Origin of the sequence: Hornefia butyriciproducens, from assembly GCF_009695915.1 — a bacterium.
In the GTDB taxonomy this organism is placed as follows: domain Bacteria; phylum Bacillota; class Clostridia; order Peptostreptococcales; family Anaerovoracaceae; genus Aminicella; species Aminicella butyriciproducens.
Map to the genome: position 1 here is coordinate 34,975 of NZ_VUMZ01000009.1, position 19,630 is coordinate 54,604.

17 protein-coding genes are annotated in these 19,630 nt (G+C 54.7%); all 17 read left to right on the top strand.

Annotation, left to right across the window (positions count from 1 at the left end; all coding sequences use genetic code 11):
- Positions 1–116: 116 nt before the first annotated feature.
- The 17 genes from hydE to FYJ64_RS09370 all read left to right on the top strand — a co-directional run bounded on the left by hydE (position 117) and on the right by FYJ64_RS09370 (position 19,590).
- Positions 117–1,169 (top strand): [FeFe] hydrogenase H-cluster radical SAM maturase HydE, encoded by a 1,053-nt coding sequence (gene hydE / locus FYJ64_RS09290; protein ID WP_465250642.1) that lies wholly within the window; start codon positions 117–119, stop codon positions 1,167–1,169.
- A complete protein-coding gene (hydG, locus tag FYJ64_RS09295; RefSeq protein ID WP_154574928.1) occupies positions 1,162–2,577 on the top strand; it encodes a [FeFe] hydrogenase H-cluster radical SAM maturase HydG in 1,416 nt (471 codons plus the stop codon). Before hydE ends, hydG begins: the two co-directional genes overlap by 8 nt.
- A 228-nt stretch (positions 2,578–2,805) precedes the next feature.
- Positions 2,806–4,083, top strand: a complete 1,278-nt coding sequence (hydF, locus tag FYJ64_RS09300; RefSeq protein WP_154574873.1) for a [FeFe] hydrogenase H-cluster maturation GTPase HydF — start codon at positions 2,806–2,808, stop codon at positions 4,081–4,083.
- Between the two features lie 981 nt (positions 4,084–5,064).
- Entirely contained in the window at positions 5,065–5,295 is a 231-nt protein-coding gene (gene acpP / locus FYJ64_RS09305) for an acyl carrier protein (RefSeq protein ID WP_154574874.1), read from the top strand.
- A gap of 51 nt (positions 5,296–5,346) precedes the next feature.
- Positions 5,347–5,940 (top strand): acetyl-CoA carboxylase biotin carboxyl carrier protein, encoded by a 594-nt coding sequence (locus FYJ64_RS09310; protein ID WP_154574875.1) that lies wholly within the window; start codon positions 5,347–5,349, stop codon positions 5,938–5,940.
- Positions 5,934–7,322 (top strand): acetyl-CoA carboxylase biotin carboxylase subunit, encoded by a 1,389-nt coding sequence (gene accC, locus FYJ64_RS09315; RefSeq protein ID WP_154574876.1) that lies wholly within the window; start codon positions 5,934–5,936, stop codon positions 7,320–7,322. Before FYJ64_RS09310 ends, accC begins: the two co-directional genes overlap by 7 nt.
- Positions 7,306–8,163 carry an acetyl-CoA carboxylase, carboxyltransferase subunit beta gene (accD, locus tag FYJ64_RS09320; RefSeq protein ID WP_154574877.1) on the top strand — a complete coding sequence of 286 codons (858 nt, stop codon included), beginning with the start codon at positions 7,306–7,308 and terminating at the stop codon, positions 8,161–8,163. Before accC ends, accD begins: the two co-directional genes overlap by 17 nt.
- Positions 8,164–8,256: 93 nt before the next feature.
- Positions 8,257–9,069, top strand: coding sequence for an acetyl-CoA carboxylase carboxyltransferase subunit alpha (locus FYJ64_RS09325; protein WP_154574878.1), 813 nt, complete (start codon positions 8,257–8,259; stop codon positions 9,067–9,069).
- Positions 9,056–9,985: a beta-ketoacyl-ACP synthase 3 gene (locus tag FYJ64_RS09330; protein WP_154574879.1), complete on the top strand. Its 930-nt coding sequence runs from the start codon at positions 9,056–9,058 to the stop codon at positions 9,983–9,985. The genes FYJ64_RS09325 and FYJ64_RS09330 overlap by 14 nt, the downstream gene beginning before the upstream one ends.
- Positions 9,986–10,142: 157 nt before the next feature.
- Positions 10,143–11,057, top strand: a complete 915-nt coding sequence (locus FYJ64_RS09335; protein WP_154574880.1) for a nitronate monooxygenase — start codon at positions 10,143–10,145, stop codon at positions 11,055–11,057.
- Positions 11,038–12,057: an NAD(P)H-dependent flavin oxidoreductase gene (locus tag FYJ64_RS09340; protein WP_154574881.1), complete on the top strand. Its 1,020-nt coding sequence runs from the start codon at positions 11,038–11,040 to the stop codon at positions 12,055–12,057. The genes FYJ64_RS09335 and FYJ64_RS09340 overlap by 20 nt, the downstream gene beginning before the upstream one ends.
- The gene (gene fabD / locus FYJ64_RS09345) at positions 12,054–12,980 is read left to right on the top strand and encodes an ACP S-malonyltransferase (RefSeq protein WP_154574882.1); all 927 of its coding nucleotides are present in this window, start codon (positions 12,054–12,056) and stop codon (positions 12,978–12,980) included. The genes FYJ64_RS09340 and fabD overlap by 4 nt, the downstream gene beginning before the upstream one ends.
- Positions 12,959–13,696 carry a 3-oxoacyl-[acyl-carrier-protein] reductase gene (gene fabG / locus FYJ64_RS09350; RefSeq protein WP_154574883.1) on the top strand — a complete coding sequence of 246 codons (738 nt, stop codon included), beginning with the start codon at positions 12,959–12,961 and terminating at the stop codon, positions 13,694–13,696. Before fabD ends, fabG begins: the two co-directional genes overlap by 22 nt.
- 10 nt (positions 13,697–13,706) lie before the next feature.
- Positions 13,707–14,939 (top strand): beta-ketoacyl-ACP synthase II, encoded by a 1,233-nt coding sequence (gene fabF, locus FYJ64_RS09355; RefSeq protein WP_154574884.1) that lies wholly within the window; start codon positions 13,707–13,709, stop codon positions 14,937–14,939.
- A gap of 1 nt (position 14,940) precedes the next feature.
- Positions 14,941–15,381, top strand: coding sequence for a 3-hydroxyacyl-ACP dehydratase FabZ (gene fabZ, locus FYJ64_RS09360; protein WP_154574885.1), 441 nt, complete (start codon positions 14,941–14,943; stop codon positions 15,379–15,381).
- Positions 15,382–15,422: 41 nt separating this feature from the next.
- Positions 15,423–15,878, top strand: a complete 456-nt coding sequence (locus tag FYJ64_RS09365; RefSeq protein ID WP_075713902.1) for a MarR family winged helix-turn-helix transcriptional regulator — start codon at positions 15,423–15,425, stop codon at positions 15,876–15,878.
- A gap of 43 nt (positions 15,879–15,921) precedes the next feature.
- On the top strand, positions 15,922–19,590 hold the full coding sequence (locus FYJ64_RS09370) for an efflux RND transporter permease subunit (RefSeq protein WP_206045625.1): 3,669 nt from the start codon (positions 15,922–15,924) through the stop codon (positions 19,588–19,590).
- Positions 19,591–19,630 lie beyond the last annotated feature (40 nt).

Consider the following 19,630-nt stretch of genomic DNA (forward strand, 5'->3'; position numbering starts at 1 on the left):
CAGCGCCGGACGCAGCCGGCGGAACAGGCGTGAAAGCTTCATCGGATGCGACACGTGCCAAAACTGTGTCGGGCGCTGCTGATTCACCGGATATGCCCGGCGACAGGATTCGAATCTTGCTTGGCAGATTGGAGCGTGAGCATAGTCTCAGCCGGGATGAATGGGTCTATCTGTTTGAACATCGAGATGCGAAGAGTCTGGAATACCTGAAACAGAAGGCCCGCGCCGTCGCCGACCGGTATTTCGGGAAGGATATCTATACCCGCGGGCTCATCGAATTTACCAACCACTGCAGAAATGACTGCCTCTACTGCGGAATCAGGCGAAGCAACCGGAACGCGGAGCGTTACCGTCTGACCCGGGAAGAGATCCTGCAGTGCTGTGAAGACGGATACACGCTGGGTTTCCGGACCTTTGTGCTCCAGGGCGGTGAAGACGAGTCGTATTCAGATGAGGATATCGTCGAAATCGTCCGGAGCATCAAAGCCGGATTCCCCGACTGCGCGGTGACGCTGTCCATCGGGGAGAAAAGTCGTGCTTCATATCTGCGCTTCTTTGAAGCCGGAGCGGACCGGTATTTGTTGCGGCATGAGACAGCGGATTTCGGCCATTATCGGCGGCTGCATCCTCCGGAACTTTCTCCGGAGCACCGCAGGGAATGCTTGTGGAATCTGAAAGAAATCGGTTATCAGGTGGGCACCGGGTTCATGGTCGGAGCACCGGGACAGACGGCGGAATGTCTGGCTGAGGATATGCTGTTTATCCGCGAGCTGGAGCCTCATATGGTTGGCATAGGGCCCTTTGTACCCCATCACGAAACGCCCTTGGCAAAGGAGCCGGGAGGCTCGGTGGAGTTGACTTTGTGGTGCATAGGTGTGCTCCGCCTCATGCTCCCTCAGGCTCTGATTCCTGCGACGACAGCACTGGGAACTATTGCGCCGGACGGACGGGAGCAGGGGATACTTGCCGGAGCCAATGTAGTGATGCCGAATCTGTCGCCGGTGGCGGTACGGAAGAAATATGAACTTTATGATAACAAAATCTGTACAGGAGAGGAAGCTGCAGAATGCCGCTTCTGCCTGGCAGGGAGAATGGAACGGATCGGATATCACATTGCGGTATCCAGAGGAGATCATCCATCGAGAAGAAAGGAAGAAGCAGATGTATGATATGATGTCGCCGCGCGCGGAGGAATTTATTAACCATGAGGAAATTCTGAAGTGTCTTGAGTACGGCGAGAAGAACAAAGACAACCGGGAACTGATTGACGAAATTCTCGAGAAAGCGCGTTTGCGCAAGGGGATTTCTCATAAAGAGGCGATCGTACTTCTGAATTGCGAGCTGGAGGACAAAAATCAGGAAATTTATGCTTTGGCGGAGCAGATAAAAAAAGATTTTTACGGAAATCGAATCGTGATGTTCGCGCCGCTGTATCTTTCCAACTACTGTGTGAACGGCTGTGAATACTGTCCCTACCACCAGCGGAATAAGGATATCCCGCGGAAAAAACTGACGCAGCAGGAAATCCGGGACGAGGTTATCGCTCTGCAGGATATGGGGCACAAAAGGCTGGCCATCGAATCCGGGGAGGATCCGGTGAATAACCCGATCGAGTACATCCTGGAGTCCATCAATACGATCTACAGCATCAAACACAAGAACGGGGCGATCCGTCGGGTGAACGTGAATATCGCGGCTACAACGCCTGAGAACTACAGAAAACTGAAGGATGCGGGCATCGGAACGTATATTTTGTTCCAGGAAACCTACCACAAGGAAAACTACGAGCGGCTGCACCCCACGGGGCCTAAGCACGACTATGCATACCATACGGAGGCAATGGATCGGGCCATGGACGCCGGAATCGACGATGTGGGGCTGGGGGTGCTGTTTGGCCTGAACAACTACAAATATGATTTCATCGGGATCCTGATGCATGCGGAGCATCTGGAGGGGGCGAAAGGCTGCGGCCCCCACACCATCAGTGTCCCGAGGGTGCGCCCGGCGGACGACATCGATCCGGAGGTGTTCGACAACAGTATTTCTGACGATACCTTTGCAAAAATCGTCGCCTGCATCCGCATCGCTGTGCCGTACACCGGGATGATCGTTTCCACGCGGGAAAGTCAGAAAACCCGGGAGCGCGTGCTGCATCTGGGGATTTCGCAGATCAGCGGAGGATCCAGAACCAGTGTCGGCGGGTATGTGAATGAGGAACGTCACGACGAAACCGCGCAGTTCGATGTCAATGATCTGCGGACGCTGGACGAAGTTGTGAACTGGCTGATGGGAATGGGCTATGTTCCCAGCTTCTGCACGGCGTGCTACCGCGAGGGGCGCACCGGCGACCGATTCATGTCCCTTCTGAAGAGCGGACAGATTGTCAACTGTTGTCATCCCAATGCACTGATGACTCTGAAAGAGTATCTGGAGGATTATGCCTCACCGGAAACAAAGGAAATCGGGGACGCGCTGATAGCGCGCGAGCTTGACGTAATCACAAACCCTGTGGTAAGGGAGAAGTGTGAAGCCTACCTGAATAACATCCATACAGGCGAAAGAGATTTCAGATTTTAAAACTGCGGCGCTGCCGAGCGGGACGTAACGACGTGCATGACTCGCGTTGGCACCGCTGCGACTTGCGACAGTACACTGCGCACGACGATATTGCGGCAACTTGCGCTACGAGTTGCGACAGTGCCGCGTACCGCGATGACTTGCGCGACAGTGCACTGCGTCATGCCGACGAAGGCTCGCGAAACCTGGCTATACGAAAAGCCTCGATGAACGACGGGAGGAATATATATGAGTTTGAACGACACGCCCTCCGGCGAACGGATCCATATCGGGTTCTTCGGCCGCCGAAATGCCGGGAAATCCAGCATTGTCAACGGCGTTACGGGACAGAAACTGTCCATCGTTTCCGACCGGGAAGGAACGACGACGGATCCCGTGTACAAGGCCATGGAACTTTTGCCTCTGGGACCGGTGGAAATTATTGACACGCCGGGGTTTGATGATGAAGGGACTCTCGGCGAACTTCGGGTTGAAAAAACCCGAGAAGTATTGCGCAAAACGGACATCGCGGTTCTTGTTATTGACGGAATACGCGGGGAAACGCCGGAGGACAGGGAACTTCAGCAGATTTTTATCAAGGAGAGGATCCCATTCATCATCGTATATAACAAGGCAGATCTGATGGATCCGGATACGGCTGCCGAAATCGAGGCCTGCCTCCAAACCGGAGCGATCGACGGTGCCGCAAACAGCGAAAAAACAATTGATAAGAAACAGCCGGCGATTCTTTGTGTCAGCACAGAGACGGGCCGGGGAATCCACAGACTGAAAGAGACGCTGGCTGCTCTGGTACCGAAAAAAACGGACGTGCCTCCACTTGTCAGGGATTTGCTTTCCCCCGATGATCTTGTGGTGCTGGTAATCCCTATTGACGAGTCGGCTCCGAAGGGTCGCCTGATCCTGCCCCAGCAGCAGGCGGTTCGGGATATTCTGGATGCGGGCGCCACCGCCCTTGCCTGCCGGGAGACGGAACTTGCGGAAACGCTGAAGCGTCTGGGCCGTCCGCCGGAGCTGGTGATCACAGACAGCCAGGCATTTAAGGCTGTTGCGGAAATCGTTCCGGAATCCGTGCCGCTGACATCCTTCTCGATTCTGATGGCGAGGCACAAAGGCTTTCTGGATGCGGCTCTTGCCGCGGTGCCGGCTGTCGGCAGACTTTCTGACGGCGATCCTGTTCTGATTGCGGAAGGATGTACTCATCACAGACAGTGCAACGATATCGGCACGGTAAAAATTCCCCGCTGGCTCCGTGCATACTCTGGCGCGGATATCGTGGTCGAGACCTGCTCCGGGCGCGAATTCCCGGAAAAACTGGACGGATACCGTCTGGTGGTTCATTGCGGCGGCTGCATGCTGAATGAGCGAGAGATCCAAAGCCGTATGCGGCAGACAGTATCACAAGGTGTGCCGTTCATCAATTATGGCGTGCTCATCGCACTTGTGACAGGAATTCTTCCGCGCAGCATCCGCATGCTGAACAAAGGCGTCCCCACTGAAACCCATTGAAGCCCATTGAAAACTGCTGAAACTCTCTGAAGATCATGCCGGCAGCCCGGAGAGCCCTTTCGACGGGGCTGAATGTTAAACATCAAATCGCAAATTAACGATTACAAACCCGTTTAAAAGACCCTTGTTCGGGAAATCTGCCACATTTCTCGCAAAAAAACAAAAATGTGGCAGGTCTGACCGCCCTCTAACTCGTCCGGGGTCGTTCAAGGTTGTCCGGTTCTGCTCTGAACCTTAATCCGGAAACTACCTGTCGTGTTGTCAACTGATTCATCGTATTTGCATATCTTTTATCCCACAGGCCGCACACTTCTCATTGCGATCTGCGATAAACTCCCTTTCCGTTCACTTTTGACTTTTCTTCTTCATACCGGACATCTCCGGTATCATGCCGTCATGTTCATACCTGACGCTGCGCACCGCCGACTCTTTTTATCTTGCACTTGAATGCAACTATATTTCCATTCGTGTATACGCCCATATATCCATACATACACTCATATACCTATCCCGAACTGTAAGAGTGTGTATCCACAGTCGTTAATACTTTCGGAACATCAGCGTTTCATGTATATTTGGATGCGAAACCATGCGGCAAGTCGATCCGGCAATGGAAAAATTGTCGGGGGATTCGACAACAAAAAGCTGCGCCCGGATATCCGGCAACAGAAAAATAAGAAATTCAACCCATAGAAAAAAAGAAATCCGACACACAGAAAAAGGGGGTTGACAGTTCAACCGCCGTCTGTTATTATACTTAAAAATATTTAGTTAAAATATTTTAATTAAATATTTTTAAATTATATCGTGCGATCTCACGCGACAACTCGAAACATCGCATGCAACCGCATGAGTTATCTTATGGAGCCGTGCGAAATACTGTGTAAGGCCGCGTGGATTATCTCGCGAGGGAACAAGCAAAAACTGCTTATGGAACAGAGCGTCCGGTCATGGAGACCGGCAGACGAGGAGGTACCCGTTATGAATTTTGAGAAAATCAAGGAAATTATGGTAGACACATTGAGCTGTGATGAGGAAAAGATCCGGCCTGAGGCGAGAATCGCGGAGGATCTTTCCATTGATTCACTGGATGCCGTGGAACTGGTCATGGCGTTGGAGGAAGAGTTTGATATCAAGATTCCGGATGAGGAGCTTGGCAAGATGAAAACTGTCCAGGATATCGCGGACTGTGTCGCCAGATATCAGGCGTAACGCGGTTCCTCGGTTTTGCAGGAAACAGTCAGGCGGGAAGCAGGCAGGAAAATGGAAAAGAAAGAGATATTCGATCTTATAAAAAAATTCGAGAGGTCTGAGCTGACTGCGCTGGAATATGAGGCGGACGGCGATAGGCTTCGCCTGGAAAAGACGGAGAAGAGAGATGGGGTTACTGAGGAACTGCTGAGACAGCTTCTTTCTCTTGTGGCGGCAGGCACAAAAAAAGAGTCGGAGATGAGAGGCGGTATGCTTTGTGCGGGCGCCACAGAAAATACTTCGGGTTCTGGCGCTCCACTAGCTTCTCCAGACTCTGATTTGCTGAGGGGAGTCGATTCGCCGGGAATCTCGCCGGAGTCTTCGGACACTTCTCCATCACCTGACTTGTCGGGTGGGATCGCGACGCCGGAAACCGTCAAAGCGCCTCTGGTTGGAATTTTCTATCGCGCTGCAGCGCCGGGAGCAAAACCTTTTGTGGAAATCGGCGATACGGTCAAAAAAGGGGAGGTTATGTGCATCATTGAGGCCATGAAGGTCATGAATGAAATTAAGGCTCCTTGTGATCTGACAGTAACGAAGGTTCTGGGGGTCGACGGTGAACTGGTGGATTGCGGAAGGACACTGTTCGAGGTGGAAAAATGCTGAGAAGGGTACTTATTGCCAATCGCGGAGAGATTGCAGTTCGGATTATCCGGGAATGCAGGGACGCATCAATTGGTACGGTGGCGGTTTATTCGGAGGCTGATCTCAACGCCCTTCATGTAATGCTCGCCGACAAGGCTGTCTGCATCGGGAAGGCCCCTTCTGCCCTGAGTTACCTGAACATGGAGAACATTATTGAAGCAGCCAGGGGAACCGGATGTGAGGCGATTCATCCGGGCTTCGGGTTTCTCTCGGAAAATCCTGAATTTGCAGCTTTGTGCAGGGAAAACGGACTGATCTTCGTCGGTCCTCCGGCGCAGGTGATTGAGAAACTCGGGAACAAAGCTGAGGCCAGGAAGACCATGAAAGCGGCCGGAGTGCCGGTGGTGCCGGGATCTGACGGACCCGTGGAGACCGTGGAGGATGCGGAAACGATTGCGGAACAGATTGGATATCCTGTGCTGATCAAGGCCTCTGCAGGCGGAGGAGGCCGAGGAATGCGCGTGGCGGAGAATTCCGGTGAAGTGCGCCGGGCCTTTGAGGACGCACGGCTGGAGGCTGAGAAGTGTTTTGGAGACGGAACCGTCTACTTGGAAAAGTTGGTTCGAAATCCCCGGCACGTTGAATTTCAGATTCTCGCTGATCAGTATGGCAACGTGATTCATCTGGGCGAACGGAACTGCTCGATTCAACGCAGAAATCAGAAGATGATTGAAGAGGCTCCGGACTGGTGTCTGAGTGAGGAGCTTCGTGCGCGGATGGGAGCGGATGCGGTGAAGGCTGCTCGGGTCGCGGGGTACCGGAACGCAGGAACTGTGGAATTCATTGTGGACGGAGATCGTTACTACTTCATCGAGATGAACACGAGACTGCAGGTGGAGCATCCGATTACAGAGATGATCACCGGGGTCAATCTTGTCAGAGAGCAGCTGAGAATCGCGTCGGGACTTCCGCTGGAAATCAGTCAGCAGGACGTCCGAACCCGGGGGCATGCCATCGAGTGCAGAATCAATGCGGAGGATATTTTCCGGAACTTCGCTCCCAGTCCGGGACATGTGGGGTTTCTGCACTTCCCTGCCGGCAACCATGTGCGCGTGGAAAGTGCTTTGTACAGCGGATGTGATATCAGCCCGTTTTATGATTCCATGGCGGCGAAGATCATAGTCTACGGTGACACCCGGCTGGAGGCTATCCGCAGAATGCGCCGTGCGCTGGGCGAAACAATCATCAAGGGCGTCAGGACGACGCTTCCGATCCAGCATTTGATCATGTATCATCAGGACTTTCTCCGGGGGCACTACAACACGGGGTTTATTGAGAACAATCTGGAGGAACTGATCAGTATCTATGAGGCAGCAGGAGGCCGAAATGAATCCATTCAGTGAACGGAAAGACATTCTGAACGCAATCAATCGGGTGATTCGTCCGGAGACAGGAAACGGTGAGCGAAGTGACGACGGGGAAGTTCTGGAATGCAGGGCCTGCGGAAGCCGCTCCACAAAGGGAGAACTGCGCGAGAATTTGTATGTCTGTCCCCATTGTGGGTTTCACAGCAAGGTTTCTGCCCGGAGCAGGATACGCATGATAGCCGACAAGGGGAGCTTCCGAGAACTCTCCAGAACGCTGGAAGGCTCGGATCCGTTGGATTTTCCGGGATACCGCGAAAAGACAGCGCAGGCTCGTGAGACAACCGGGCTGCGGGAGGCCGTGATCACTGGTACCTGCCGTATCGACGGCTATAAGGTGGTTATTGCCGTGATGGACAGCCGGTTTCTGATGGCCAGTATGGGAATGGCGGTGGGAGAGAAAATTACCCGCGCCTGCGAGTACGCAGTCAAGAAGAAGCTTCCGCTGATAATCTTTTCCGCATCCGGAGGAGCTCGCATGCAAGAGGGGATTCTGTCTCTAATGCAGATGGCGAAGACCTCTGCGGCAATCGCAAGGCATGATGAGGCCGGTCTTTTGTATATCAGCGTCCTAACGAACCCGACGACCGGGGGCGTCACAGCGAGTTTTGCGAGCCTGGGGGACGTGATTCTGGCAGAGCCGGGAGCGCTCATCGGCTTCGCCGGTCCCAGAGTCATCGAGCAGACGATAGGAGAGAAGCTGCCTGAGGGATTTCAGCATGCGGAGTTTCAGCGGGAGCACGGATTCGTGGATGTGGTAGTTTCCCGGCCGGAAATGAGGGAAACGCTGGCGCGCCTTCTTCGACTGCATCAACAGTGAAAGCACAGATGCGCAGGAACTCCGCGACCGTATCAGAGGACAAAGCACGGGGATGCAGGGAATCCACTCCTGCACCAGAGGAGAAAAGTACAGATGGACAGAGAATTCACGGCTGCGGATCGGGTTCTGTCAGCCAGAGATCAGAAAAGACCGACGTGCAGGGAGTATATCGACCGTATCTTTCATGACTTCACGGAACTTGCGGGAGATCGGGTTTTCGGGGAGGATCCCGGCATTCTCGGCGGAATCGGAAACTTTCACGGGGTTCCGGTTACGGTGATTGGACAGCAGAAGGGAAGAAGCCTGGAAGAGAATCTGAAGTACCGTTTCGGGATGCCGAATCCGGAGGGTTATCGGAAAGCTGTACGGCTGATGAAGCAGGCAGAGAAATTCGGCCGCCCTCTGATAACCTTTGTTGACACCCCGGGAGCGTATCCGGGAAAGGAGGCAGAGGAAAGAGGTCAGGGAGAAGCCATCGCGCGGAGCATCGAGGTGATGAGCCGGCTTGAGGTTCCATGCATCGCCGTTTTCATCGGAGAAGGTGGAAGCGGCGGGGCGCTGGCACTGGCTGTGGCGGACCGGATCGTCATGCTGGAGAACAGCATCTTTTCAATTTTGTCGCCGGAAGGCTTCGCCAGTATTTTGTGGAAGGATGCCGGACTATGGAAAGAGGCGGCGGAGGCGATGAAACTGACAGCGGAGGATCTCAGCCGGCTCGGAATCTGTGATGTTATCGTGCAGGAGCGGGATATCGCGGAGGAAGCCGGGCGGGACCGACTCTTCGTGGATACGGATCGGGTGATCTGGGAGCAGCTTGAGCCGCTTCTGAAACTCAACGGCCGGGAACTTCGTCGGGGAAGATACAGAAAACTCAGGAACATAGGAAATTTCAATGGCAGGAATTAAGATAACCGGGTACGGCTGTGCCCACGGAGACAGAACTGTAACAAATGAAGAACTGGCGCGTGTTGTGGATAGCAGCGACGCGTGGATACGCAGCAGGACCGGGATCGAAAGCAGATATTTCGCGGATAACCGGTCGAATCTCGATATGGCCTGTGAAGCAGCAGAGATGGCGTTTCAGCGTTGGGGCGGAGATCGGGGAGCCGTGGATCTCCTGCTGGTATGCACATTTACGCCGGATCTGGCAACGCCTTCAGTGGCGTGCGGAGCGGCGGGGAGGTTGGGACTTTCACAGAAAGTTATGTGTCTGGATATCAACGGTGCCTGCTCGGGATTTGTGTACGGCTGCACTCTGGCACACGCCATGCTTACCGCCGGAGATGCACGCTGTGCACTGGTCATCGGAAGTGAGAAGATCTCTCCGCTGATGGATCTGACGGAGCGGGGAAGCGCGATTCTTTTCGGGGACGGAGCGGGAGCCGTGGTGCTGGAGGCAGATGGAACAAAGGAATTCGCTTCGTATTCCGACTGTATCCCGGAGTCGGAGACACTCTTCTGCGAGCGATTCGATCCGGCGATCATGATGAAGGGACAGGAGGTCTATCGATTTGCTGTCAATGCGGTTCCGGAAAGCATTTACGGAGTTCTCCGCAGAGCCGGGAGAAGAGTGGAGGATGTGGACTGGTTTATCTGTCATCAGGCAAATCTCAGAATTCTGCGCAGCGTCGCGGGGAAACTGGATGTGGGAATGGAACACTTTTATGTGAATATCCAACGGTATGGGAATACATCGGCGGCCAGCGTCGCTATCTGTCTCAGCGAGATGCTGGAAAAAGGATTGCTGAAACCGGGACAGAGAGTCATCATCACCGGCTTCGGAGCGGGGCTGACATGCGGATCGATTCTGCTTACCGTATAGCACCTGCGACGAAACACAGAGTCCGCGACGCAGCAGGGAGTCCGAGGCGGAGCGCAGTACTTGCGATGCAGCACGGAGTCCGCGGCGGAGCACAAGGTGCGCGGCGGAGTATAGCGCCCGCGGTGGAATATAGAGGGCAAAGCAAAATAGGAGGAATATGGATATCAACAAAATGTTCGGGATAGAATTCCCGATTTTTCAGGGAGGCATGGCGAACATCGCGACCGGGGAATTCGCTGCGGCTGTTTCCAATGCCGGCGCCATGGGAATTATCGGAGTCGGAGGTATGGACAGTGCTGATTTACGGGAGAATATCCGGCGCTGTAAAGACAGAACGGCTCGCCCCTTCGGCGTCAATATCATGCTGATGAACCCCTGTGCGGACGAGATGGCGGAAATCGTCTGCCGGGAGGGGGTTTCCCTTGTGACTACCGGAGCGGGGAACCCTGGGAAATACGTAGAACGGTGGAAAAAAGCAGGGATACGGGTTTTTCCGGTGGTATCGTCTGTGGCGCTGGCAAGACGTCTCGCCGCTTCGGGTGTGGACGGACTGATTGCAGAGGGATGTGAAAGCGGCGGTCATATCGGAGAACTGACCACGATGACGCTGGTTCCGCAGGTCGCTGATGCGGTGGATCTTCCGGTAATTGCGGCCGGAGGCATCGCCGGAGGCCGTCAGATGGCGGCCGCTGAGATTCTGGGTGCCTCCGGCGTGCAGATCGGTACGATTCTGCTTGCCAGTGAGGAATGTCCGATTCATCAGAACTATAAAGACGCGCTGATCCGGGCGAAGGACAACGATACTGTAGTTACAGGAAGAACCGTAGGGGCGCCGGTGCGGATATTGAAAAATCCCATGGCCCGGGAATATCTGAGAAAAGAACGGGCAGGTGCGGAGAAAATGGAGCTGGAAGCCTTTACGCTGGGTTCGCTGCGCAAGGCGGTGATGGAGGGCGATGTCAGAAACGGTTCGCTTATGGCGGGACAGGTGGCGTCGCAGATCAAGGAGATCCGCCCGGTTCGGGAGATCCTGGAACAATTGGAGAAGGAATATGAAGAAATTGCTGGATAAGCTGTCAGTCCCTGTAATTCAGGGAGGCATGGGAATCGGGATCTCCATGGGAGGACTCGCCGGAGCTGTGGCTGCGGAGGGCGGAATGGGAGTCATCTCCACTGCGAATATCGGATTTCGTGAGCCGGATTTCCGGGAAAATCCGCTTGTCGCCAATATTCGGGCACTGCGGCAGGAGATCCGCAAAGCGCGGGAAATCGCGGGAGGACGCGGACTGATCGCGGTAAACGCCATGGTGGCGACAACGGAGTTCGCGGTCATGGTCCGGGAAGCGGTTCGCGCTGGAATCGATGCGGTGATCAGCGGCGCCGGATTGCCTCTGACCCTTCCGGAGGCTGCTGGAGAAGGGGCTCTTCTCGCACCTGTCGTGTCGGGAGACAGGGCCGCAGCTCTTCTGTTGAAACACTGGGAACGCAAGTTCCAATGCCGACCGGATTTTGTTGTCGTAGAAGGCAGCAAAGCCGGAGGGCATCTCGGGTTCCGTAAGGAGGAACTGCTCGATGGCACAGCCAAAAGCCTGCGGGATACGGTGAAGGCGGTGAAACAGAAGGTAGGAGATATACCTGTATTCGCGGCTGGGGGCGTTTTCAGCAGAAAGGACATTGATGAAATTTGCCGGGCCGGCGCGGCAGGAGCTCAGATTGCAACGCGTTTCATCGCGACGGATGAGTGCGACGCCAGCCAGGGGTATAAGGATGTGATACTCGCGGCCGGCGAGGAGGATGCGGTGATTATCGACAGTCCGGTGGGGATGCCCGGGAGAGCACTGCGCACGCCTTTGATTGAAAGAATCCGGACACAGGGGCGCATCCCGCCCCAGAGCTGCATGAACTGCATTGTGACCTGTGATCCCGGAACTACAAAATACTGTATCAGCCGGGCGCTGATCGCGGCATATCACGGTGACCTGGAGAACGGACTGTTTTTCTGCGGGAGCAATGTGGGACGGGTGAACCGACAGGTTACCGTGCATGAACTGATAAAGGAGTTGACGAAATGAAAACTGCAATTTTGTTTGCCGGACAGGGTGCGCAGCATGTCGGCATGGGAAAAGATTTTTATGCCGAATATCCGGGGTTCCGTCGGGTGTTCGACCTGCTTCCGGAGGAGCAGCGGCGGATCGCCTTCGAGGGGCCGGCAGAGGAACTGAAGAAGACAGAGAACACCCAGCCGATTATGCTGGCCTTCGCTCTCGGCGTGTACCGGGTGCTGCAGGAACATGGCTTTGTTCCCGACATGGCTGCAGGCCTCAGCCTCGGTGAATATTCCGCACTCGCTGCTGCGGGAGTCTTCGACGACAAAACAGCGGTCGAACTTATTACGTTCCGCGGAAAGCAGATGGCGAAGGCTTCAGAGGGAACGGATACCGTGATGAGCGCGGTAATCGGGCTGGAACGGGAAGCGGCAGAGAACGCGTGCCGCGAAGCGCAGAGTGAGGGGGATGTTGAAATCGCCAATTATAACTGCCCCGGCCAGATCGTGGTGTCCGGAACGGAAGCGGGAGTCACCGCCTGTGAGAGGAATGCGAAGGAACTGGGAGCACGGCGGTGCATACGCCTCGAGGTCAGTGGACCATTCCATACATCGTATATGAAACCGGCGGGGAAAGCTCTTGCAGAATATTTCCGTGGCAGGACATTCGGGAGGATGGAGTTTCCGGTGGTATTCAATTGCCTGGGAAGAGAGAAAACCGGAGCAGAAACCGTCAGAGAACTGCTGGTCAGGCAGGTTTCCGGCAGTGTGTATTTTGAGGATACCATACGGTATATGGCGGAGCGCGGAGTGACCAGAACTCTGGAGATCGGACCGAGGAGAGCACTTTCCGGCTTTGTGCGCAAGACAGATAGGAACATCGAAACGATGAGTATTGAGACGACGGAGGATCTCGGGAAGGTGATAGCATGGACAGAGAAACAGCAGTAATTACCGGCGGAAGCCGGGGCATAGGCAGAGCCGTCGCACTGAAGCTGGCGGAGAGGGGCTGCGACACGGTGATAAATTACGCCGGGAACAAAGAAAAAGCGGAGGAGACCGCCGCTCTCTGCCGGGAGTACGGTGTGTCGGCTGTGACCGTGCAGGGAGATATCGCGCGGAAGGAGGACTGCGAGAGAATCCTTCAGGCCGCTCTTGAAAACTTCGACCACATTGACATTCTGGTCAATAATGCGGGGATCACGAGGGACAATATCATCATGCGGATGAGTGATGAGGAGTTCGATGCGGTCATCGACACAAATCTGCGGGGCACTTATCATATGATGAAGCTTGTCTCGCGGCCGATGATGAAGCAGCGCTACGGTCGAATCGTCAGCCTGGCGTCGGTGGTGGGCCTGATGGGAAACAGCGGACAGATCAATTATGCGGCCAGCAAAGCCGGTGTCATTGGGATGACAAAATCTCTTGCCCGGGAGCTTGCGTCCCGGAATGTGACGGTAAATGCGGTGGCGCCGGGATTCATCGAGACTGATATGACGGCCGTGCTGACAGAGGCCGCGGCAGGGATCATGAGAGGAATGATTCCTCAGGGTCGTCCGGGAACTCCGGAGGAAGTGGCCGCGGCGGTGTGCTTCCTGGCCGGAAGAGAAGCCGGATACATCACAGGACAGGTGTTGTGTGTAGACGGCGGAATGTGTATGTAGGGGGAACAAAATGAAGAGAAGAGTAGTCATCACAGGTATGGGAGCGATCTCTCCCATCGGCAATTCGACTGAGGAACTGTGGAGAAGTGCGGAAGCCGGAGTCTGCGGAATCGGACCTGTTACAGAATATGACAGCACCGGCATGAAGGTGCAGGTCGCAGCGGAGGTGAAGGATTTTGATCCTGCACGGTATATGGATAAAATGGAGGCGCGGCGGACCGCACGTTTTACGCAGCTCGCTATCGGCGCGGCGGACGAGGCCTTTCTGCAGAGTGGCCTCGCACCGGACAGAGTGGAATCGTACCGCTGCGGGGTGAACATCTCCAGCGGCATCGGCGGACTGGATGTTATCGAGAAGGAACATCTGAGGGGCCTCAAACGTGGATTTGACCGTGTATCGCCACTCTTTGTCCCGTCAGCGATCTGCAATATGGCGGCGGGAGTCGTCGCTATACGCCTGGGTTTTCGAGGGAGCTGCACCTGTGTGCTTACGGCCTGTGCGTCTTCTGCGAATGCGATTGGGGAGGCGTTCCGCAGTATTCGTGACGGATATGCGGATGTGATGGCGGCCGGCGGCTCAGAGAGCTGTATTACCGATCTGGGCATGGGAGGATTCACGGCCATGAAGGCTTTGTCTGAGGAAACAGACCCGCAGCGTGCGTCCATCCCCTTCGACGCGGAGCGGGAAGGATTTGTTATGGGAGAAGGCGCCGGGATCGTGATCCTGGAGGAACTTGAGCATGCAAGAGACAGAGGGGCATCAATTCTGGGGGAAATCGCCGGATACGGGGTCAGCTGTGACGCGCATCATATGACTGCGCCGCTGGAGGATGGAAGCGGTGCGGCCCGGAGCATAACGGAGGCGATCCGTGACGCCGGAATCCGGCCTGAAGAGGTGGGATACATCAATGCACACGGAACGGGAACTCCGATGAACGACCGGTGCGAGACCGCGGCAGTGAAGCTTTCCTTCGGGGAACACGCCCGGAGACTGACCATGTCTTCCACAAAGTCTATGACGGGGCATACGCTGGGCGCCTCCGGCGCGCTTGAGACAATTCTGACCGCAAAAACGCTGGCTTGCCAGATTGCTCCACCCACGATAAACTATCAGGTGGCGGATCCGGATTGTGATCTGGATATCGTTCCGAACAAAAGCAGGAAGATCGACACGGAGTATGCCATGACGAACTCCTTCGGGTTCGGCGGACATAACGCGTCGCTGATTTTAAGGAGGGTTTAATATGCAGCTGAATATCAGTCAGATCCAGAAGATTCTGCCTCACCGGTACCCGTTTCTGCTGATCGACAGGATAACGGATATGGAGGAGGGAAAGTGGGCCAGCGGGATCAAGTGTGTTTCTGCCGGGGAGATGCAGTTCTTAGGACATTTTCCGGATTATCCGGTGATGCCGGGGGTGCTGATTATAGAGGCGCTGGCTCAGACAGGCGCAGTGGCGCTTCTCAGCGAGCCGGAAAACAGAGGCAAACTGGCCATGTTCGGCGGCGTCCGCAACTGCCGTTTCAAGAGAGAGGTACTGCCGGGCGATGTGCTGGAACTGTACTGCGAAATCGAGTCCCGGCGCGGTCCCATGGGCTTCGGAAAGGCTATCGCCAGCGTGGGGAGCGAGATCGTCGCCCAGGCCAGACTGTCCTTTGTCATCAAGGATTCAATTGAAAAATGATAAAGAGTTTGGTAAAATCGACACATAAGGAGAGTGCCGAGATGTTAGAGCAGAATTTTTCCCGTGTGTATAATAAATTCAAGCTTCTTTTGTACACCCGTGTGCTGAAGGACTTCAATGATAAAAAGGAAGAAGCGTTGTCCACTCTGGAGGTGATCTGCATGGAAATCATCGTGGCGCTGGGTGAACCGACGGTCAACGAGTTCGCCAGATTCGCCAGGATGTCGGCGCCCAACGCGGCGTACCGGGTCAGCAAACTGTGCAATAAGGGATATATTGAGAAAATCCAGAGCCAGGAGGATAAGCGGGAATATCACCTCCGCCCCACCGGAAAGTATCAGGAAAACTACGGAGACGCCTTTAACTATATTGACGTCGTTTCCGGACGGATAAAGAAGCGTTTCGATGCGGCAGACAGCGAGAAACTCGATCGTATGCTGGAGATCATTGCCGATGAGCTCATGCCTGAGGTGGATACCATCCGGAACTGCGAATAGCGGTTCGCTCTATGGAGGGAAACAGAAAGGGAAAAGAGAGTTTATGCCTGAATTCAGTGTCAGACGTCCATACGTGGTTCTTGTGGCGGTGCTTGCGCTTTGTGTCCTCGGAATAACCGGGTTTACCCGTATGACGACGGATTTTCTTCCGGAGATGAACCTGCCCTACATGGTGATCGTTACCAGCGACCCCGGCGCGTCGCCCCAGAAGGTGGAGAGCGAAATTACCAATCCTGTGGAGGACGGAGTATCAACGCTTCCGGGAATCAAAAATGTCACCAGCACCTCGGCTGGCAACGTCAGTCAGGTTATGCTGGAGTTTGAGACGGACACTAATATGGACAGTGCCATGGTCAAGGTGACGTCGGCAGTGAATCAGCTGGAACTTCCGGACGGAGCGGGAAAACCGTCTGTGATGGAGGTCTCCATGGACATGATGCCGGTTCTCTACGTCAGTGTTGACAAAGAAGGACTGGAGGGCGGCGAACTGTCCCGCTATATTGAGGATAATGTCGTGCCGGACATCAAACGTCAGGACGGCGTTGCCAGCGTTCAGACCGAAGGCATGGTTCAGGACTCTGTTCAGGTGAAGTTGAATCAGAAAAAAATTGATGCGGTCAATAAAAGAATCCGTGCCGCAGCGCTGTCGAAACTGCAGGAGGCAAAAGAAAAGCTGGATCGTGGACAGGCGCAGCTGAATGAGGCGAAAACCACGCTGCAGAAGCAGAAGGACAGCCTGAGCCGACAGCAGAAGAAGTCGGCCGGTGAAATGGCAAAATTTACTCGGACGATGAACACCCTTCTGGCTGCGAAAGCAGCTCAGCAGTCACAGGTTACATCACTGTCCGCTTATACGGCGGCGCTGAACGCTGAAAAGGCGCTGTACACTCAGAACGATCCATCCAGTTCGAGAATAGGTGAGATTGAAACGGAGCTTCGGAATCTCAGGACGAAGTCGGCTGCGGCACAGGCGGCAGCCGATAAAAGCAATGAACAGATTGACAAGGCACTGAAAAACTATAATAAAGTGGAGGCCGGGAAGATTACCGCGGCTGCTGCCTTCGGCGGCGCCAGCGCACAGATCGCTATAGCGGAGGCCAGCCTGAACGACAGTCAGAAGGAACTGGAGCAGGGATATGCGAACTACCGGAGCGGACGGAAGAAGGCTCTGGCGAACGCCAACGCGAATCAGCTTTTGTCTCTGGATACTCTTTCTAAATTAATCACGGCGGAGAATTTCTCCATGCCTGCCGGCTACGTCACCGGAGGGAATCGACAGTACCTGGTCCGCATCGATGAGGAAGCGAAGAGCGCCGGCGCTGTCGGAGACATGGTGCTGACCAGCATAGACGGAGTCGGTGACATCACGGTGGACAGTGTGGCCGATGTGAAGATTGAGGATAACGGCAGTGAGACCTACGCAAGAGTAAACGGAAGGGATGCTGCTGTTCTTGCGGTGTATAAAGCCAGTGCGGCCGGAACCTCAGCGGTATCGGATAATGTGAACGCCGCATTTGACCAGATGCAGAAGGAGCAGAAGGGGCTTGAGGTGACAACCCTGATGGATCAGGGTGAGTATATCAATGTCATTATCAGTTCGGTATTTTCTAATCTGATCTGGGGCGCGATTCTGGCATTTCTGGTGCTTCTGCTGTTCCTGAGAGATTTGCGGCCGACGCTCGTTGTGGCGGTATCTATTCCGCTGAGTGTGCTGTTCACGATTCTTCTGATGTATTTTTCGGATATTTCCATGAACATCATCTCCATGTCGGGGCTGGCGCTGGGTATCGGCATGCTGGTGGATAACTCTATTGTTGTGATGGAGAATATTTACCGGCTGCGCAATCAGGGAGTCAGTGCGGCTCAGGCGGCGGTTCAGGGAGCGGGGCAGGTCGCAGGAGCTATTGCCTCGTCTACATTGACGACCATCTGCGTATTCCTGCCGGTTCTGTTTACAAACGGACTGACAAGAGAACTTGTGCAGGATATGTGTCTGACCATCACGTTCAGTCTGCTGGCTTCTCTTGCCGTCGCTCTGACGGTTGTTCCATCGATTTCGGCGACGCTGATGCGGAATGTGAAGCCGAAGGAGCACCGGCTTCTGGAAAGGCTCATGGTACGCTATGAAAGGGCTCTGAGGTTCTGTCTCCGGAAGAAATGGGTTCCGGTTCTGCTGGCGGTCGTGCTGCTTGGGGTCTGCGCCGCCAGAGTAGCGAGCACCGGCGTGGTGATAATTCCGGAAATGTCCGGAACACAGATCAGCGTTGCGGTGGAAGGGGACCCGGAGGATGACCTGGAGGATAATTTCAAAGTGATGGATCAGGCCTCCCGGCAGATACGGGAAATCGACGGGGTGAAGACCGTAGGCGCTATGCAGTCTGCGACACTGTCCATGGGAATGATGGACAGCAGCTCGAGAAATTTCACAACTCTGGTACTGCTGCGGGATGACGCCGCGGATCAGAACCGGAAAATCGGCAGAAAGATCGAGAATATTCTCGACGGCCTGAACGTGAAGAGCTACACGGTCAGCACTGAGGCCATGAGCTCCTCCTCCCTGACGGGGAGCGGTCTTCAGGTGGACATTTACGGCGACAGCAATGAAAAGATCCTGAACATAAGCGACGACATCATGAGCATGGTGAAAAAGGAGAAGGGCTTTGAAAACGTGGTCAACGGTCAGGAGGCTGCGGACCCGGAAATCGTTCTGAACATCGACAAAGCAAAGGCCATGCGGCGCGGGCTGACTGTCGCACAGATATATCAGGCATTGGCAGAGAAACTGAAGGGTTCCCGGACGGCCACGCAGATTCAGATAAACGGGGATCAGATCGATGTGAACCTGAAGGACAGCCGCCGTCAGCTCACAAAGAAAAATCTGCTTGACTTCAGAATTTCCGGCACCACTACCGGTGCGGACGGCACTCAGACCACGAAAAAATACAGGCTCGGCGACTTCGCCACCTTCAAGGTTCAGGACGGAATCGCATCCATCGGCCATGACAACGGTTCCAGAATGATTTCCGTCAAGGCTGATACGAAGGACGGCTACAACACGACGCTGCTGTCCCGGAAGCTGGAAAAGAAACTGAGCGCATATCATGTCCCCGCAGGGTATGAGGTGAAGCTTGCCGGTGAAACAGAATCCGTCAACAAAATGCTTCGCGACATGGGACTGATGATGCTGGTGGCACTGATTCTGATTTATCTGATCATGGTGGCACAGTTCGCTAATTTCCTGTCGCCATTCATCGTCATGTTTACGATTCCTCTGGCATTTACAGGAGGATTTCTCGCGCTGATGATCACGGGAGAAGAGCTGTCCATGATTTCTCTGATGGGTTTTCTGATTCTGTCCGGAGTTGTGGTGAATAACGGAATTGTGTTCATCGATTATGCGAATCAGATGCGGAAAGCGGGAATGGACAGGGTGGAGGCGCTGGTGAAGACCGGAAGGGATCGCATGAGGCCGATTATGATGACCGCGCTGACGACGATCCTCGCAATGTCAGTGATGGCGCTGAGTCACGATGAAGGAGCAGAGATGGGCCGGGGCATGGCGATCGTCACCATCGGCGGACTGCTGTACGCCACTCTGATGACACTGTTCATCGTGCCGGTCCTCTACGACGCCTTCTATCACAAAAGAAATCGCCGCCGCCCCGGAGCCCTCCGGAGGAAATTCTTCCGCCGGAAGACATCGCAGGCCTGAGACAGCGAAGGCGAAGGCGTCGAACGCACCCACGGCACCG

Coding starts and splice junctions, on each gene's coding strand:
- hydG (WP_154574928.1), top strand. CDS start 1,162: ATGTATGATATGATGTCGCCGCGCGCGGAGGAATTTATTAACCATGAG.
- hydF (WP_154574873.1), top strand. CDS start 2,806: ATGAGTTTGAACGACACGCCCTCCGGCGAACGGATCCATATCGGGTTC.
- acpP (WP_154574874.1), top strand. CDS start 5,065: ATGAATTTTGAGAAAATCAAGGAAATTATGGTAGACACATTGAGCTGT.
- FYJ64_RS09310 (WP_154574875.1), top strand. CDS start 5,347: ATGGAAAAGAAAGAGATATTCGATCTTATAAAAAAATTCGAGAGGTCT.
- accC (WP_154574876.1), top strand. CDS start 5,934: ATGCTGAGAAGGGTACTTATTGCCAATCGCGGAGAGATTGCAGTTCGG.
- accD (WP_154574877.1), top strand. CDS start 7,306: ATGAATCCATTCAGTGAACGGAAAGACATTCTGAACGCAATCAATCGG.
- FYJ64_RS09325 (WP_154574878.1), top strand. CDS start 8,257: ATGGACAGAGAATTCACGGCTGCGGATCGGGTTCTGTCAGCCAGAGAT.
- FYJ64_RS09330 (WP_154574879.1), top strand. CDS start 9,056: ATGGCAGGAATTAAGATAACCGGGTACGGCTGTGCCCACGGAGACAGA.
- FYJ64_RS09335 (WP_154574880.1), top strand. CDS start 10,143: ATGGATATCAACAAAATGTTCGGGATAGAATTCCCGATTTTTCAGGGA.
- FYJ64_RS09340 (WP_154574881.1), top strand. CDS start 11,038: ATGAAGAAATTGCTGGATAAGCTGTCAGTCCCTGTAATTCAGGGAGGC.
- fabD (WP_154574882.1), top strand. CDS start 12,054: ATGAAAACTGCAATTTTGTTTGCCGGACAGGGTGCGCAGCATGTCGGC.
- fabG (WP_154574883.1), top strand. CDS start 12,959: ATGGACAGAGAAACAGCAGTAATTACCGGCGGAAGCCGGGGCATAGGC.
- fabF (WP_154574884.1), top strand. CDS start 13,707: ATGAAGAGAAGAGTAGTCATCACAGGTATGGGAGCGATCTCTCCCATC.
- fabZ (WP_154574885.1), top strand. CDS start 14,941: ATGCAGCTGAATATCAGTCAGATCCAGAAGATTCTGCCTCACCGGTAC.
- FYJ64_RS09365 (WP_075713902.1), top strand. CDS start 15,423: ATGTTAGAGCAGAATTTTTCCCGTGTGTATAATAAATTCAAGCTTCTT.
- FYJ64_RS09370 (WP_206045625.1), top strand. CDS start 15,922: ATGCCTGAATTCAGTGTCAGACGTCCATACGTGGTTCTTGTGGCGGTG.